Here is a 16,540-nt window from a genome sequence, read left to right as displayed (position 1 = left end):
TTATTCTAACGAGAAACAAAAAATCTGTCATCAGTAATAGATAAAATCTATTACCAACAACAGATATTGTAGAACCAGAATAACATGCTCGAATGCCTTTTTGAATACGTCCAGTTATTTAGTGCTTACAGGCATTTTAACACTTTCTCAAAAAATGGAAACAGTTAAAACAAAAAAGGACTGAATCAGGGTTACCTGATCCAATCCAATTATCATAATTATGAACGGGTTCTAAGTGATGCTCGAATACGAGCAGCCTTACCTTGCAATGCACGCAAGTAATAAAGCTTGGCACGACGAACTTGACCATGTCTTATGACTTCAATTTTGTCAACTCTTGGTGAATGAAGTGGGAAAATACGTTCAACACCAACACCGTTACTTACTTTACGAACAGTATAGGTAGCTTGAATGCCTGAACCCTTACGTTTGATAACAACGCCTTCAAACAATTGAATTCTTTCTCGAGTACCTTCGACAACCTTAACGTGAACTCGTAAAGAGTCACCTGCACGGAAATCTGGGATATCATCGCGTAGTTGTTCATTGTTGATTTTGTCAATCAATTGATTCTGTCGCATAAACAAATCTTCCTTTCACTAACATTCATTATCTTGTTTGACAGCGGAATGTTGTTTTGCGGCTTGCGCCAAATGCTAGTTTACCACAAGCTTTAGTTCTCTGTAAAGGGTTTTTTCTTGTCAGTGTCTTCACTGGCAGCCCTTTCTTCCTCTTCAATCCGAACATCAGCGAGCAAATGCTTCTGAGTGCTCGTTAACTTCTGATGGTCAATCAAGTCTGGCCTCCGTTGGTAAGTCCGTCTGAGGGCTTCTTTTTGGTTCCAGAGAGCAATCTTTTTGTGATCACCATTCATCAGCACCTCAGGAACTTTCATTCCGCGAAATTCTGCCGGCCGGGTATATTGAGGCTCCTCAAGTAAGCCGGTTGAAAATGATTCTTCAACTGTTGATTGTTGATTGCCAAGGACACCAGGGATAAGCCGACTAATTGCGTCGATCATCACCATTGCAGGTAATTCACCACCCGTTAGGACAAAATCACCAATTGAATATTCGTCGGTGACAATCGAACGGATTCGTTCGTCATACCCCTCGTAATGCCCGCAAATGAACGTCAGGTGTTCAGCTTGCGCCAATGATTCGGCATTGTGTTGCTTAAACTGTTTACCAGCTGGATCCATTAAAATGACCTGACCCGCTGGTAAACCCGCTTTTTCCGCTTCGGATCGGGTATGATCGTAAGCGTCAATGATCGGTTGGGCTTGCAGCAACATTCCGGCGCCCCCACCAAAGGGATAGTCATCAACGTGCCGATGTTTATCCTGAGTAAATTCACGAAAGTTGGTAACGTTTAGATCAACGATTTTATTTTCAATTGCTTTTCCCATAATTGAGTCGTGCATCGGAATGCTGAACATTTCGGGAAATAAACTTAATACATCGATTCTCATTCGTCTAGCCCCTCCGGAACATCCACAGTAATTGTTGATTGATCCAAATCGACTTTCTTGATCACTGAATCAATCTTTGGAAGTAGTAAATTGCTCTTGCCTTCCCGTTGAACGACCCAAACGTCATTGGCACCAGGAGATAAAATTTCCTTCACCGTTCCGATTGAATAACCATCAAGATCAACAACATTGAGGCCAATAATTTGGTGATAATAGTATTCGCCAGGTTTCAAGTCATCGTCTGAAAGAAGGGTTTCATCCACAAAAATTTCGGATGGCTTCAAAAATTCAACATTATTGATAGATGGATAACCTTCAAAATGTAGTAGGATAAAATTCTTATGTTTTCTGACACCGTCAATGACTAATGGAATGAGAGCTGGTTTTTTGGCAACCTTTGCATAAATGGTGTTGCCAATTTGAAACCGTTTCTCAGGGAAATCAGTGATCGCAATCACGCGGACTTCCCCCTTAATTCCTTGTGTATTCACAATTTTGCCAACGGTATAGTAGTTCATAAGGTCCTCCTTTAGTGTTTATGTATAAGAAAAAAGTTCTTAAACAAAACATTCGTTTCGCTCAAGAACTCACTGTTTGCCATCATCGACTATTAAACGAGCTTTCTTCTGTCCTTCAACGGGAACGCTATAAACAATCGTTCGAATTGTTTGAATGACATGACCATGTTTACCAATAATTCTACCAATATCATCTTCGTTTAACCGCAGATGATATTCCATAAAACGATCGGATTCATTATGAGAAATCTCAATCTGTTTTGGATAATCAACTAATGGTGAGACAATCTTTTTTATTAATCCATCAATACTAACCATGATGTTTAATCACTCACTTTACTTTTTTGAGTATTTAGCTTCGTGATATTTCTTCATGATACCGGCATCTGATAGCAAGTTACGAACAGTATCAGATGGTTGAGCACCATTGTTTAACCAGTTCATAATTGACGCTTCTTCAAGAGTAACTTTGGCTGGTTGTGATAATGGGCTATAAGTACCAACGTTTTCAATGAAACGACCATCACGAGGGCTACGTGAATCTGCAACAACGATACGGTAGTATGGACGCTTCTTTGAACCCATGCGCTTTAAGCGAATCTTAACTGACATGTATTTTACCTCCTATAATCATTTAACGATTAATAATATACCAGTAATTAGAAAGGTTGTAAAGGTTTTTTTCTTTACACCATAAAAGAAAGTGACTATGAGAATCACAAGTGGAGTTTAGCGACGCTTCTTTTTCTTATTTCGGCGTTTTTTATTCTTCTTCATTCTCCGGCTCAATTGCTTCATCGCCAGCTTGGAAAGCTTGCCACCGCCCATTCCACCGGCGTTCATCATGTTTTCCATGCCAGACATGTTCCCTTTTGAGACTTTGTTCATCATCGTTTTCATTTGGCCAAATTGTTTAATCATCCGATTGACCTCTTGAATTGGCCGCCCAGATCCTCTGGCAATTCGGCGTCTTCTTGACGGATTCAAAACGTCAGGATTCGTCCGTTCCTGTTCAGTCATTGAATAAATGATCGCCTTCAAATGATCCATATCTTTGGGATCCATATTAACATTCTTGAGGGCGGGATTATTGGCCATCCCTGGAATCATCTTCATGATTTCATCCATTGGCCCCATTTTTTGGATTTGAGATAACTGATCCAAGAAATCATTGAAATCAAATGTATTTTCTTGAATTTTTTCCTGAAGTTCTTCAGCTTGCTTTTGGTCATATTCCTTCTGAGTCTTTTCGATCAGCGATAACATATCGCCCATTCCCAAGATTCGAGAAGCCATCCGATCTGGATAAAAGACGTCCAAATCGGTCATCTTTTCGCCTTGACCAACAAACTTAATCGGTTTTTCAGTTACGGCACGGATAGAAAGCGCAGCACCACCACGGGTATCGCCATCTAACTTGGTTAAGACAACCCCAGTCACGTCAAGGGTCTTATTAAATCCTTCAGCCGTGGCAACGGCATTTTGACCAGTCATCGCATCAATCACCAACAGAATTTCGTCAGGATGGACAGCATCTTTGATATTCTTTAACTCGCCCATCAACTTTTCATCGATTTGGAGACGACCAGCTGTATCAATGATGACATAATCATTGTGATTCTTTTGAGCCTGCTGGAGACCACGTTTTGCAATTTCAACGGGATCTACGTCTGTCCCTAGCTGAAACACCGGGACATCGATTTGCTGACCAACCGTTTGCAGTTGCTCGATAGCAGCTGGTCGGTAAACATCATCTGCGATCAAAAGTGGCCGGGCATTTTGATCGTCTTTCAATTTTAAAGCGAGTTTACCTGCAGTGGTCGTTTTACCGGCACCTTGAAGTCCTGACATCATGATAATCGTCGGAATTTTCTCGGATTTATTCAGGGGGACGGCCTCATCCCCCATCATCTTGGTTAATTCTTCATCAACAATTTTGACGATTTGCTGGGACGGATTCAACCCTTCCAGTACTTTGGCACCAGTTGCTCGTTGCTCGACTGTTTTGACAAAGTCACGAACCACTTGGAAATTAACGTCGGCTTCGAGCAGGGCCAGCCGAATTTCGCGCATTGTTTCCCGCAAATCGGCCTGAGAAACCTTGCCTTTCCCACGTAACTTTTTCATGGCATTTTGCAGCCGTTCTGTTAATCCTTCAAAAGCCATTGTTTCACCACTTTCATTGTTCTTCAGTTGTTTCCAAATTGGAAATTAAGGCATTCAGTTTGGTGTCTGTCGGATACTTCTTTTTGACATATGTTTGAATCTGATCTAGTTTCTGATTTCGGTCAACAAAGCTGTGATATAAATCGAGCTTGTCCTCGTATTGTTGCAAGATCTTTTCTGAGCGGCGGATATTGTCATATACTGCTTGACGACTGACATCGTATTCTTCCGCAATTTCGCCGAGTGAAAAATCATCTGCATAATACAATTGAATATAATTCGCCTGTTTTTTTGTGAGTAATGGTTCGTAAAATTCGAACAAGGAATTAATATAGTTGTTTTTTTCCAGTTCCATTTTGAAACCCCTTTTAGTTATCATGACGCATAACCCTAGACTACAGATTTTTCCTGAGACCGTCAATCACAACCGTTATCTAAGCAGATCATTATTCAGAAATAAGACCTTTAAACAAGCCATATACAAAGTCATTAGGGTCAAACGGCTTCAAGTCAGTGACTTTTTCGCCCAGCCCAACATATTTGACTGGCAAGTGAAGTTCACTCCGGATGGCTAAAACAATCCCACCACGGGCAGTTCCATCCAACTTAGTCAAGACGATCCCAGTCACGTCGGTGGCCTCCTTAAACATCTTTGCCTGGGTCATGGCATTTTGACCAGTTGTGGCATCAAGAACCAGTAAAACTTCATGAGGAGCGGCGGGAATTTCTCTCGTTAAAATCTTCTTCATTTTACTTAATTCATTCATCAAATTTACTTTGTTCTGCAATCGACCGGCAGTATCGACCATCAAAATATCATAACTTTCATCGCGCGCTTTTTTGACGGCATCAAAGACAACAGATGCCGGGTCACTCTTAGGTTTGCCTTTGACAATATCAACACCATCACGTTCGGCCCAAACGTTCAACTGTTCGATGGCACCAGCCCTAAATGTATCAGCAGCAGCCAGAACAACCTTTTCCCCTTGATCTTTGTACATCTTCGCCATTTTCCCAATGGTTGTCGTTTTACCGACGCCGTTTACCCCGACAAACAGCAAAACAGTTGGGCCACTGGCTGCAATATTAATTGCAGGATTCTCACCATTGCCGGCTTGATCATACATATCAATCAGTTTTTTGACAATCACATTTTGAACATCTTTGGGTTTCTTGGCATTTTCTAGCTTAACTTCTTCCCGCAACTCATCGGTAATTCGCATTGATGTCTCAAAACCCACATCAGATTCAATCAACATATCTTCCAGATCGTCGAAGAAGGACTCATCAACATGGCGGAAATTAGCCAACAAAGCATTCAGCTTTTGACCAAAGGTTGAACGGGATTTTTCTAGTCCTTTTTCATATGAAGCAGTTGTGGTATCTGACTGTTCTTTGGCCTCAGTGGTTGTTGAAACTGGCTTGGCTTGAGCAGAATCAGAATCATCCATACTGGTTGATTGAGACGCGGTGGATGCTTCATTTGATGCTGGAGAAATTTCCGACTGGCTTATATCGGCAGTGACAGCAGCATCCTTTTCATCTGCAGTTAGAGTTGCCTGAGATTGCTCTTTTATTGGCTGATCGGAATCTTTGGCAGCTTCTGGCTGGTCTGAATTTTCAGCGGCTGCTGTTGAGGTAGCCCGTGATGATTCTGAACTGATTGCCGCTGAGCTAGGAGCATTAGATTCAGCTGATTTGGCATCGTTGGACTTTTCAGTAGCGGGTTGTTGGTCACTAGTCGGTTGGCTCTCAGTTGACTTGCTTGGTTCTGGCTTCTTTTCTGGTTCCTCATTCTTTTTGGAGCGACGTTTAAAAATATCAAATAAACCCATTAGCTCACCTCCGTTTGTAAATTATCCAAATTAACAGTAACAACTTTTGATACGCCTGATTCTTGCATGGTTACCCCGTAAAGTTGATCAGCGTAAATCATGGTTTCCTTTCGATGAGTAATGACCACAAACTGGGTCTGATCACCGAAACGTTTTAAAAACTTGGCAAATCTGTCGGCATTAAATGGATCTAGTGCGGCCTCAGCTTCATCCAAGATACAGAATGGCACTGGTCGGACTTTAATGATTGCAAACAACAATGTAATGGCAGTCAACGCCTTTTCACCACCTGAAAGTAAGCTCAAACTGCGATAATTTTTTCCAGGCGGTTTCACCATAATCTCAATTCCTGTTGTCAGCAAATCCTCAGGGTCTGTTAAAACTAATTTTGCCTCACCACCACCAAACATGTCGACAAAGACCTTCGAGAAGGCCTGAGCCACATCCTTAAAGGCTGTGGCAAATTTGTTACTAATGGTTGAATCCATATCGGCCATTGTTTCTGTCAAGTGATTCTTAGCGTCAAGCAGATCTTGCTGCTGCTTGATCAAGAAATTGTAGCGGTCCGAAACCTCTTTAAACTCTTGAATGGCTGAAATGTTCACCGGACCGATTTCATCAATCCCTGTTCGAAGCATCTTAATTTGATTATTAACATGCTCAATCGTAACATCGAGCTTGAGATTGCCAATTTGTTTGGGATCGATGTCATAATTTGATTGTAGCTGTTTGTAATTTGCTTGAAGGGTTTGAGTTGATTTTTGTAATTTAACTGTGACTTCTTGCAGTTCATACTTGGCGTTATTAAGGTTCAGCTGATCAGACTGGATGCGTTGACCCAAACGATCTAATTGTTGATCGTCATCGGCAACCTGTTGCTTTTTGATCGCCAATTGCTTGTTAAGATCAACTTGTAATTGAACGGCTTGCTTGATTTCATGATTCAATTTACCAGCATCAACCGTTTCAGCCAATTCGGCAATATGTTGGTCTCGTTGGTCCTGCAATTCCTGTAACGTTGATTGATGCGCTTTGATTTGATCGTGAATCTCATTCTGGGAGCGTTCAGTTTGTTGGATCTTTTGTTTGGCCACGACGATCTGATCGTGAACTGCCTGTTTGGCCTTTGAATACTTCTCAGAGAGTCCTTTAACGTGAGCCAGGCAATCTTTTTGCTGGGTCAACTGGTGATTGATCTGATCAAGTTGTGTTTGAATGGACTGATTCTTTGCAGTTAAATCAGGTTGAGTGTCAGATTCAGAGCTGCTTGAGAGGTTCTTCAAGGCTAATTTGTAAGTTTCTGCGGCCCGTTGCTTTTTCGCTAATTCCTCGGCTAACTTATTGAACTGCTGATTTTGATTTTCATCAATTTGTTTCAGTTCAAAGACGTGTTGGCGACCACGTTCATGGGAATCAATGATCTTTTGAAGCTCAGATTTGGCATGGTTAAGCATTGTTTCTTTTTCCGCTAATTTTTGACTCATTTCTGCTGTGGACTTGATTAGTGCTTCTAATTCAGTTTTCTGAATCAGGACGCCTTGATCATCCCCACGATTAGCGCCACCCGTTAGTGAACCACCAGCATTGACAACTTGACCATCCAACGTGACAATTCGGGTTCGGTGGTGAACCAATTGGCTCATTTCAATTGCGTGGTCCAATTGATCCGCAATTAAAGTTGTGCCAAGAAGAAACGCTTTAATCTGGTTTAATTGATCAGGCATCGAAACCAGTTCAGAGGCAATCCCGATGTAGCCCTGGGCTTGCCTAGCAGCTGACACAATTTCCGTGTTGAGGGAACGGGCAGAAATGGTGGAGATTGGCAACAGTGTGACCCGTCCCAGGCGGCCTTGAGTTAAATACTTAATTGCAGCGGCCGCCGATCGATTGTCTTCAACAATGACATGCTGTACTTGGCTGCCCAATGCCGTATTAACCGCTTTAACGTATTTTGGATCAACTTTCAAATAGTCGGCAACTGGGCCTAAAATGCCATTCAGTTGATCTTTATGCCGAAGCAGATTTGAAACGCCGCGGTAAAATCCGCGGTAAGAATCATGTAACTGCCTCAGTGAAGTTGCCTTGGCCTTGGCTTCTTCAGCGACTTTCAAGGCTGCTAACCAGTTAGCTTGATGATCGTCGACAATCTTCTTGTTTTTAGCGAGTACTTTTTCTAAATCAGCTAATTTTTGTTGATTTGTTTCAAGTTCATGATGACTGCCAGCAAGTTTCAACTTCAAAGCTTCATATTGTTCCTGAAGTGTTTTAACTTCATTATCTGCTTGATCGATCCGGGCTTGTTGCGCGACAATTTTTTCATGGGTCCGCTGGTTGTCATGAACCTGATCGTTAACCTGATTCTTAATATTGGCCTGTTCTTGAAGGAGATCGACATACTGATTTCTTAATGCCTCGATCTTAGTCTCGATTGCCGCAACACTATTTTGTTGTTGGCTGGTCGTGATCTTGGTCAGTTCGGTAGTATTGACATTAAGGTCTGCTTTAAGTTGGTGTTGTTGATCTGCGAACTGGGACAGCCTAATTTGATAATCATCAATTTGGTTTTGAGTTAATTTAATCTGTTCAGTGATCCGGTTTAAATCAGCATTCTTGAAACTCTTTTCTTGCGTGGTTAATTGATGCTGACTCTTTAGAGATTGAATTTTTTTAGCAGTTTCTAAAAGCTGGTCATTCAGATCGTCAATCTGTTTACGTCCATCATTTACCTGCTGTTTGAGAGAGTCTTGTTGATGATTCCCCTCGGCAACTTGTTTGGTTAATTTAGTGACAATGGCTTGCTTTGCAGTTGATGAAGCTTTTAGAGCTTGAGTTTCTGAAAGGAGCTGAGTGGTTGCCAACACCAATTGTTGCTTTAACAGTGTATCCAACCGCTTTTTCTGATCCAAATAGTCGGTTGCCAAACTGCTTTGTTCTTCTAACGGTTGAAGACGAACCTGTAATTCATTGATGATGTCTTCAACTCGGTTTAAATTATCAGTTGTTTCATCAATTTCTTTTTGAGCCGTTTGCTTGTGTTGCTTATATTTATAAACTCCAGCAACATTTTCAATCACCGAGCGCCTTTCAATTGGTTTGCTATTAAAGATTTCTTCAACATTCCCTTGAGAAATAATTGAAAGTGAACCTTGACCAATCCCAGTATCCATAAACAAATCGGTAATATCTCTTAAACGACACTGCTTATCGTTGATAAAGTAAGAGCTGTCGCCATTCCTGAACAGCTTTCGGGAAATTTGTAAATCATCAAGTGGCGTATTGATATAGCGATCGGAATTATCCAACGTTAGGGTCACGGAAGCCATACCCAAAGAGCGGCGATCAGCTGAACCGGAAAAAATCACATCCGGCATTTTCGATCCCCGTAGATTTTTGGCAGACTGTTCCCCCATTACCCAACGGATTGACTCGGCTATGTTACTTTTGCCACTTCCATTTGGGCCGACAATTCCGGTCATCCCACCAGGGAAATCTATTCTGGTTTTATCTGCAAAAGATTTAAAACCAATAATTTCGATGGATTTAAGTTGCACTGTGTTTCTCCAATCTAAACAAGATTATCGCCCTCGGTGTCAAAATGGGTAAGCGCCTGCTGCGCTGCGTGTTGTTCGGCTGCTTTTTTTGAATGGCCCACGCCAACCCCAAATAATTTACCACCGATTGAAACATTCACTTTGAATGAGCGATCGTTATCCGGACCAAATTCATCGATCAATTCGTAATCGATGTCGACTGGCCCCTCTGCTTGGGCTAATTCTTGAAGTTCTGTCTTGTGGTCAAAGAACTCTGCAAACATCCCTTCATCCAACTTGGGAAAAATGACTTGCTGGACAAATTTTTCCACGGTTGGCTGACCCTGATCCAAATATAATGCACCGACAAATGATTCAAAGATATCACAGAGTAGTGAGTCACGATCTCGAGCGCCAGCCTTTTCTTCCCCGCGCCCAAGGCGAATGTACTTGTTAAAGTTACACTCCCGAGCGAAAGTACTGAAGCTTTTTTCATTAACCATGGCAGCTCTTAAACGAGTGAGTCGTCCTTGAGGCATCTTCGGATATCGCTTAAAGATATATGAAGATACGATCAGTTGTAGCACCGCGTCGCCCAAGAATTCCAGGCGCTCATAAAACTTTAGATTCTGGCCTTTATGCTCATTAACATAAGATGCTTGAGTAAACGCCTCATCAAGCAAATCCTGATTATCAATATGAATATTGAAGTCATTTTTCAACATTTCATTCAAGCCTTTTATCAATCCGCTGCCTCCAAATTTATTTTATTAAACAGTAAAAAATTGAAATTATATCTCAGTCGAAATAATTCCAATCTTATCGGTTGCTTGCCTACGAATCGTTCGTTATCGTAAAAATGCAGTTATTTTTGGTTCTTCATGACAAAATCAACTGCTTCATCAATCGTGTTGAGCTTCTCAGCATCTTCGTCAGAAATTTCTGCATTAAAAGTATCTTCGAGGTCTAACACAAATTCGACAAAGTCAATTGAATCGGCATCCAAATCCTGCTTGAAGTTGAGAGAACCAGTGATTTTATCACGATCGACATCGAATTGATCGGCAACTAAATCTGCAATTTTATTAAAAACTTCTTGTTTGTCCAATCCTATCCACCTATTTCAATTTATAGATTAACTAAATCTTATTATATCAAACTATTTACTGCTTTTGATACTATCTTTAATTTGTTTTAAATCCTCAGCATGATCGGTGACATAGGTGTTTAAGTCAGCAATCATACGAGAATCAATAATTTCTCTGATTTGGCCGATGGTATTTTTAACCGTTGGCGCTTTACTACTGCCATGGGTTTTAACAACTGGCGCCTTGACGCCCAGCAAAACCGCACCGCCATACTGAGAATAATCCATTGAATCGGCGATTTCGCCAAAGGTACTCTTTAACATGAGGGCGTCAAACTTGGACTTTGCGCCGCCATTCATGATACTGCCCTTGATCAGTTTTAGCATCGAGAGAGCAGTTCCTTCGATACTCTTCAAGACGGCATTACCAGTGAAACCATCCGTTACAACGACATCGGCAGCACCATTTAAAAGTTCACGGGATTCGACATTACCAATAAAGTTTAAATCTTTATCAGCAGCTAATAGGTCATGCACTTTGCGGTGATTCATGTCACCTTTGTCAGCTTCAGTTCCATTATTCAATAAGCCAATTCGTGGGTTGGTAACTTTATAGACATTTTGAGCATAATACTTGCCCATAAAGGCATACTGATAAATGTTCAATACTTTTGTATCAGCGTTGGCCCCAACATCAATCATGACAAATTTACCGGTATCCTTACCGGTAATCACTGGTAAGGTGGTTGTTAAGCCAGGCCGATCAATGCCCTTAATTCGACCGACAATAAATAAGCCGGCTGCTAAAATGGCTCCGGTATTCCCGGCAGAAAAGAATGCATCGGCGGTTCCTTCTTTAACGGCAGTCGCTGCTAATACGATGCTGGACTGTTTTTTGGTTCGAACGGCCTTAACCGGTTCGTCGCCCATTTCAATCACTTCATCTGCTTGGATAAGCTGAATGTTGTGGTCATTCTTCAAATATTTTTTTACTTGATCAGTTTGACCAAATAATAAGAATTCAACGTCCGGATAAGCATCCCGAGCTAATTCAATTCCTTCGACAATTTCTTTTGGGGCGTAATCTCCGCCCATTGCGTCAACTGCAATTTTCATTTTTTATCCCCTTAATCAGTGGTAATGGTTTGTGTGTATTTTAAATACTTAGCTAATTGTACATTTTCTGGCTTTTTTTGCCAATCTGAATTCACGGTAATACTTTGGGCCTCTTGGTTGGCAACCGTCAAAATGTTGAGGTCACCAACTGGATCGGCTACTTTAAAATCAGGCATCCCTGATTGTTTGAGGCCAGTGATATCTCCCTGGCCACGAAGTTCGAGGTCTTTTTGGGAAAGAAAGAAACCGTCCGTACTGCTGGCAACAGCTTTCATTCGCTTCTTACCAATTTCATTTCGCGGATCGGCAATCAAAATACAGTAAGACTGTTTTTCCCCTCGGCCAACTCGGCCACGCAACTGATGAAGTTGGGCCAAGCCAAAATGATCGGCGTCAAAAATCAGCATAGTGTTGGCATTGGCAACATCCACTCCCACTTCAATGACGGTTGTGGCGACCAATACTTGAAACTTATTTTCTTTAAAATCGGTCATTGCCTCATCTCTTTCTTGATTGGACATTCGCCCATGCAACAAGCCGACCGTAAATTGGGGTTCAAAAATAGCTTTGAAACGTTCAAAGATAGCCAGGGCATTTTTCATATCAACGGCTTCGGATTCTTCAATCAACGGCGTGACCACATAAATCTGACTTCCAGATTCGAGTTGCTTTTTGACAAACCTCAATGCGGATTCGGTTTTCGCTGAAGTGATCCAAGTTGTTTTAATGGGCTTTCTTCCCTTGGGTAACTCGTCGATTACTGACACATCCATATCACCATACATTGTGATCGCGAGCGTTCGGGGAATCGGGGTTGCCGTCATTGCAAGCATATTTGTGCTGGTACCCTTTTGACGAAGTGCCTGCCGCTGATTGACACCGAATCGATGTTGCTCGTCAATAACAGCCAGTCCCAGATTATGATAATCCACCTGATCCTGAAACAAGGCATGGGTGCCAACGATCAGATTAACTTCACCAGATTGAATGCTTGGTAGCATTGCCCGTCTTGCCAGGGCTGAAGTTGCGCCAGTTAAGAGAGCAATATTGACATCAAAGCCCGCGAACATTTTAGCAAAACTGTTAGCATGCTGTTCAGCCAAAATTTCTGTTGGGGCCATAATTGCCGCCTGACGACCTGAACTGATCGCCGCTAGAATGGCAATCGCCGCGACAACCGTTTTTCCACTACCAACATCTCCTTGCAGCAGCCGGTTCATTTCAATTGGATTTTTGAGATCGGTTAAAATTTCATTCATAACTTTTTGCTGCGATTGGGTAAGTGCGAACGGTAATTGTTGAGTGAACGATTTGATTAGCTTGGGATCATAAATGATCTTGGACTTTGGGTCTGGTTGACGATGAGTCGCTTTTAACAATTGAATTTTCATTGCAAACAAAAAGAATTCCATAAACTTAGCCGTTCGAAAAGCGCGTTTGGCTGCGATCGGCGATGATGGAAAGTGAATATTTTTGATCGTATCGTGAAAGCTTTCGAGTCGATATTTTTGGCGTAAAGACGTTGGAATGATATCCACCAGAATATTTTCATACTGTTTGAAAGCCAGTTGAATTAATTGCTTAATGGTATTTTGTTTAACTTCTTTATTGCTCGGGTAGATTGAATCATAGGTATCGCTTTTGTCACCGTTTAAAATTTTCATTCCCTGAATCTGGTTATGATTCAGGTTAAATGTACCAAAAATAATCACTTCAGCTTCCAATTCAAGTTGTTTTTTTAGCCATGGTTGGTTGAAGAAAGTGACGTTATAGATATTACCATCAATTTTGAGCCGAAAGCTCAGCCGACTTTTCTTGCGACCAAAAAAGTTCAAAGTCGGTGTGGTAATGACTTGTCCTTTAACGGTCACTTTCTGACCATCGACGGCCGTTCCCAAATCCTTGAGCGACAGATCATCGTAACGACGAGGAAAATAGGTCAGTAAGTCGTTAATTGTATGAATGCCAAGCTTATTTAAAGCTGTCAGCCGTTTTTCGCCAACTCCCTTTAATACTGCGACTGAATCGGTTAGACTGCTCACTTTATTTCCCTCATTTCAAAAAATACAAATAAAAGCTTGGCCAATTGGCGACCAAACTTTTAACAAGAACTTATTCAACGGAAATCAAGAATGGATATACCGGTTGATCTCCTTCATGAACCTCAACTTCTAACTCGTCATCCATCTCGGAAACGGCTGTTTGAACCTGATCTGCTAAGGACTCATTAGCCCCATCACCCCAAATGACGGTAATTGCCTCACTGTCATCATCGAGCATTTTGGCAACCATGTCAGTAGCAGTTTTGACAAGATCGTCACCCGTCGTAACAATATCGCCATCAACGATTCCCATGAATTGATCCTTCTTAATCGAAAAACCATTAATTTCAGTATCCCGGATGGCAGTCGTTACTTGACCGGATTTAACTGTACTTAAATTGTCTTCCATCGATTTTTGATTTTCATCGAGTGAACTTTCAGGATTGAAGCCAAGCATGGCGGTAATCCCTTGAGAAATCGTTTTGGAATGAACGATCACAGTTGGAATATCTGCTACTTTGGCCGCTTGTTCAGCCGCTAAGAAAATATTTTTATTATTAGGTAGCACGATGGCTTTCTTTGCATGAGTTTCATTAATTGCGTTGACAATATCCTCAGTGCTGGGATTCATCGTTTGGCCACCACTCACAATATAATTAACCCCAAGGCTCTTAAACAGGGTGTTTAACCCCTTTCCTGACGATACGGAAATCACGGCGGTATCGGATTGTGGCTGACCACCATTCAAGCTTTCGGATTTTTGAACAGCGGATTCATCATTGTCAGAAGTTTCTTCATCATTCTCAATGATCGTTTCCTGTTGGAGTCGCATATTATCGACCTTTACAGTTGCCAAGTCACCGAATTCTTGACCCCAAGCAAGGACTTTGCCAGGATGTTCAGTGTGGACGTGGACCTTCACAATATCTTCATCATTCACCACTAAGAGTGAATCACCCAATTTTGCGAGATAATCGTAAAAAGTCTGATAATCGAACTTATGGTCAACTTCGCGACCTTTACCAATCCGAACCATGATTTGGGTACAATACCCATACACAATATCTTCTGGATTTAACTTGCTTTGAACACTTTGATCGGCTGCATGAATCATTTGATTTAACTCGGCATCATTGGGTTGATGTTCACCGCTTTCAGCTTCACTACGGCCATTAAGCACGTCATCGAACGCCTCCAAGACAAACACCAATCCTTGACCACCTGAGTCAACCACTCCAACTTGTTTTAAAACGGGCAGCAGGTCAGGTGTCTTTTCCAACGCTTTAGTTGAACTTTCATAGATGGCGTCCATTACGGCAACCACGTCATTAGTCGTGGCTGCCTTCTTTTTACCAGCTTGAGCCGCCATTCTAACGACCGTCAAAATAGTTCCTTCAGTGGGTTTCATAACTGATTTATAGGCAGTCTCTGTCCCCACAATAAATGCATCAGAAAGGTCTTGAGCACTTAAAGTTTCTTTACCCTCGGTTGACTTTTGGAATCCTCTGAAGATCTGCGATAAAATAACCCCAGAGTTTCCCCGGGCACCCATTAACAGGCCCTTGGCAAGTGCGCCGGCAAGATCACCGACGTTAGTTTTGACGTCTTTATTGACATATTTGTAACCGCTTGCCATCGATAGACTCATATTTGTGCCGGTATCACCATCAGGAACTGGAAAAACGTTTAAAGAATTAATGAATTCAGAATTTTTATTTAATTTGTTTGCTGCTGCTTGAACCATTGCCGTAAATTCGGTATTGGTAATTTTTGCTACTTTCAACTACTTGTCCTCCTTGGTCAATATCAGTAATCAATTAGTCGTTTAGTACCTGAACGCCCTGGACAATTACATTGACCGAATTTGCAGTTACTCCAAGCATGCTCTGCAGATTGTACTTAACTTTTGATTGAACATTTTTAGAAATTTCAGAAATTTTGTTGCCATACGCCACAATAATATAGACGTTAATGATGATATCATTATCGTGCTGCTTAACTTCAACGCCTTTGAAATAATTTTCGCGGTTCAAAATAACATTCACGTTGTCTCGCAGTTGATTACGGCTGGCCATTCCAACAACGCCATAATTATCGGTTGCGGCGCCACCCACAACATTAGCAATGACATCATTATCAATGTCAACTGTTCCGAACTTAGTTTTAATTTTGACGGCCATAAACTGCAGCCTCCTTGATTTTAATCTATTACCTATAACGATAGTTAATATTACCACAATCAGGCCAAAAACCAAAGTAAACTTAACTAGCTTGAGTGTCCCTGTCAAGTATAATTACTTGAAAGAAAAGTATTGCAATGTCGGGGTAGATATGATAAATTGTTCTAGTGTAATGAATCAGAAAGTAACACTAAAATTGCAAAGAAGGGAGATTTGTTACCCATGGCTAAAGATTTTATTAATGGCAAGCGTACTCATTTTGGCAACAAGCGCTCACACGCTTTGAACTCAAGTCGTCGTAGCTGGAAGCCAAACTTGCAAAAAGTTCGGATCTTAGTTGACGGAAAGCCAAAGAAAGTATGGATTTCTGCTCGAACTCTTAAATCAGGTAAAGTAACACGAGTATAATACTCAACGGATCGATTAGTAGTCGGTCTTTTTTTGTGGCGTGAGATAAGCCGATGGAACAAGCAATTAACTAGAGGGTCTCCAAATTGAAATTCAGAACCTGAATTTCAGTGGTTCTACAATATCTGTTGTTGGTAATAGATTTTATCTATTACTGATGACAGATTTTTTGTTTCTCGTTAGAATA

At 41.4% G+C, this 16,540-nt stretch carries 16 protein-coding genes; 1 reads left to right on the top strand and 15 read right to left on the bottom strand.

The annotated features are described in order from the left end of the window. Positions 1 to 218 precede the first annotated feature (218 nt). From rplS to QUF07_RS10230, 15 genes are all read right to left on the bottom strand, one after another. Complete coding sequence (gene rplS / locus QUF07_RS10300; RefSeq protein ID WP_054746650.1) at positions 219 to 581, bottom strand: 50S ribosomal protein L19; 363 nt, start codon at positions 579 to 581, stop codon at positions 219 to 221. Positions 582 to 673: 92 nt separating this feature from the next. Next, positions 674 to 1,471 (bottom strand): tRNA (guanosine(37)-N1)-methyltransferase TrmD, encoded by a 798-nt coding sequence (trmD, locus tag QUF07_RS10295; protein ID WP_217162948.1) that lies wholly within the window; start codon positions 1,469 to 1,471, stop codon positions 674 to 676. Beyond that, positions 1,468 to 1,989, bottom strand: a complete 522-nt coding sequence (gene rimM, locus QUF07_RS10290; protein WP_217162946.1) for a ribosome maturation factor RimM — start codon at positions 1,987 to 1,989, stop codon at positions 1,468 to 1,470. The genes trmD and rimM overlap by 4 nt, the downstream gene beginning before the upstream one ends. Before the next feature lie 69 nt (positions 1,990 to 2,058). Further along, positions 2,059 to 2,307 (bottom strand): KH domain-containing protein, encoded by a 249-nt coding sequence (locus QUF07_RS10285; protein ID WP_056982711.1) that lies wholly within the window; start codon positions 2,305 to 2,307, stop codon positions 2,059 to 2,061. A gap of 18 nt (positions 2,308 to 2,325) precedes the next feature. Then, positions 2,326 to 2,601 (bottom strand): 30S ribosomal protein S16, encoded by a 276-nt coding sequence (gene rpsP / locus QUF07_RS10280; protein ID WP_217162944.1) that lies wholly within the window; start codon positions 2,599 to 2,601, stop codon positions 2,326 to 2,328. Positions 2,602 to 2,718: 117 nt separating this feature from the next. Next, positions 2,719 to 4,155, bottom strand: a complete 1,437-nt coding sequence (gene ffh, locus QUF07_RS10275) for a signal recognition particle protein (protein ID WP_217162941.1) — start codon at positions 4,153 to 4,155, stop codon at positions 2,719 to 2,721. Between the two features lie 13 nt (positions 4,156 to 4,168). Then, on the bottom strand, positions 4,169 to 4,510 hold the full coding sequence (locus tag QUF07_RS10270) for a putative DNA-binding protein (RefSeq protein ID WP_217162939.1): 342 nt from the start codon (positions 4,508 to 4,510) through the stop codon (positions 4,169 to 4,171). Between the two features lie 91 nt (positions 4,511 to 4,601). Beyond that, the gene (ftsY, locus tag QUF07_RS10265; protein WP_217162937.1) at positions 4,602 to 5,990 is read right to left on the bottom strand and encodes a signal recognition particle-docking protein FtsY; all 1,389 of its coding nucleotides are present in this window, start codon (positions 5,988 to 5,990) and stop codon (positions 4,602 to 4,604) included. Further along, positions 5,990 to 9,541, bottom strand: coding sequence for a chromosome segregation protein SMC (smc, locus tag QUF07_RS10260; protein WP_289427375.1), 3,552 nt, complete (start codon positions 9,539 to 9,541; stop codon positions 5,990 to 5,992). Before smc ends, ftsY begins: the two co-directional genes overlap by 1 nt. A gap of 14 nt (positions 9,542 to 9,555) precedes the next feature. Further along, a complete protein-coding gene (rnc, locus tag QUF07_RS10255; protein ID WP_056982703.1) occupies positions 9,556 to 10,266 on the bottom strand; it encodes a ribonuclease III in 711 nt (236 codons plus the stop codon). Positions 10,267 to 10,385: 119 nt separating this feature from the next. Next, entirely contained in the window at positions 10,386 to 10,628 is a 243-nt protein-coding gene (gene acpP, locus QUF07_RS10250) for an acyl carrier protein (protein ID WP_054746655.1), read from the bottom strand. 51 nt (positions 10,629 to 10,679) lie between these two features. Further along, positions 10,680 to 11,723, bottom strand: coding sequence for a phosphate acyltransferase PlsX (plsX, locus tag QUF07_RS10245; protein WP_289427373.1), 1,044 nt, complete (start codon positions 11,721 to 11,723; stop codon positions 10,680 to 10,682). Positions 11,724 to 11,734: 11 nt separating this feature from the next. Beyond that, on the bottom strand, positions 11,735 to 13,765 hold the full coding sequence (gene recG, locus QUF07_RS10240; RefSeq protein ID WP_289427372.1) for an ATP-dependent DNA helicase RecG: 2,031 nt from the start codon (positions 13,763 to 13,765) through the stop codon (positions 11,735 to 11,737). A gap of 70 nt (positions 13,766 to 13,835) precedes the next feature. After that, the gene (locus QUF07_RS10235) at positions 13,836 to 15,548 is read right to left on the bottom strand and encodes a DAK2 domain-containing protein (protein WP_289427371.1); all 1,713 of its coding nucleotides are present in this window, start codon (positions 15,546 to 15,548) and stop codon (positions 13,836 to 13,838) included. Positions 15,549 to 15,582: 34 nt separating this feature from the next. Next, positions 15,583 to 15,945, bottom strand: coding sequence for an Asp23/Gls24 family envelope stress response protein (locus QUF07_RS10230; RefSeq protein WP_054746656.1), 363 nt, complete (start codon positions 15,943 to 15,945; stop codon positions 15,583 to 15,585). 222 nt (positions 15,946 to 16,167) lie between these two features. On the opposite strand from QUF07_RS10230, the gene rpmB reads away from it, so the two are divergent. Beyond that, entirely contained in the window at positions 16,168 to 16,353 is a 186-nt protein-coding gene (rpmB, locus tag QUF07_RS10225) for a 50S ribosomal protein L28 (RefSeq protein ID WP_008856832.1), read from the top strand. The last annotated feature ends 187 nt before the right edge of the window (positions 16,354 to 16,540 follow it).

Source organism: Lentilactobacillus sp. TOM.63, assembly GCF_030361045.1.
GTDB lineage: Bacteria > Bacillota > Bacilli > Lactobacillales > Lactobacillaceae > Lentilactobacillus > Lentilactobacillus dabitei.
Note: the sequence above shows the minus strand (reverse complement) of the source record. Positions and strands in the feature narration are given on the sequence as shown.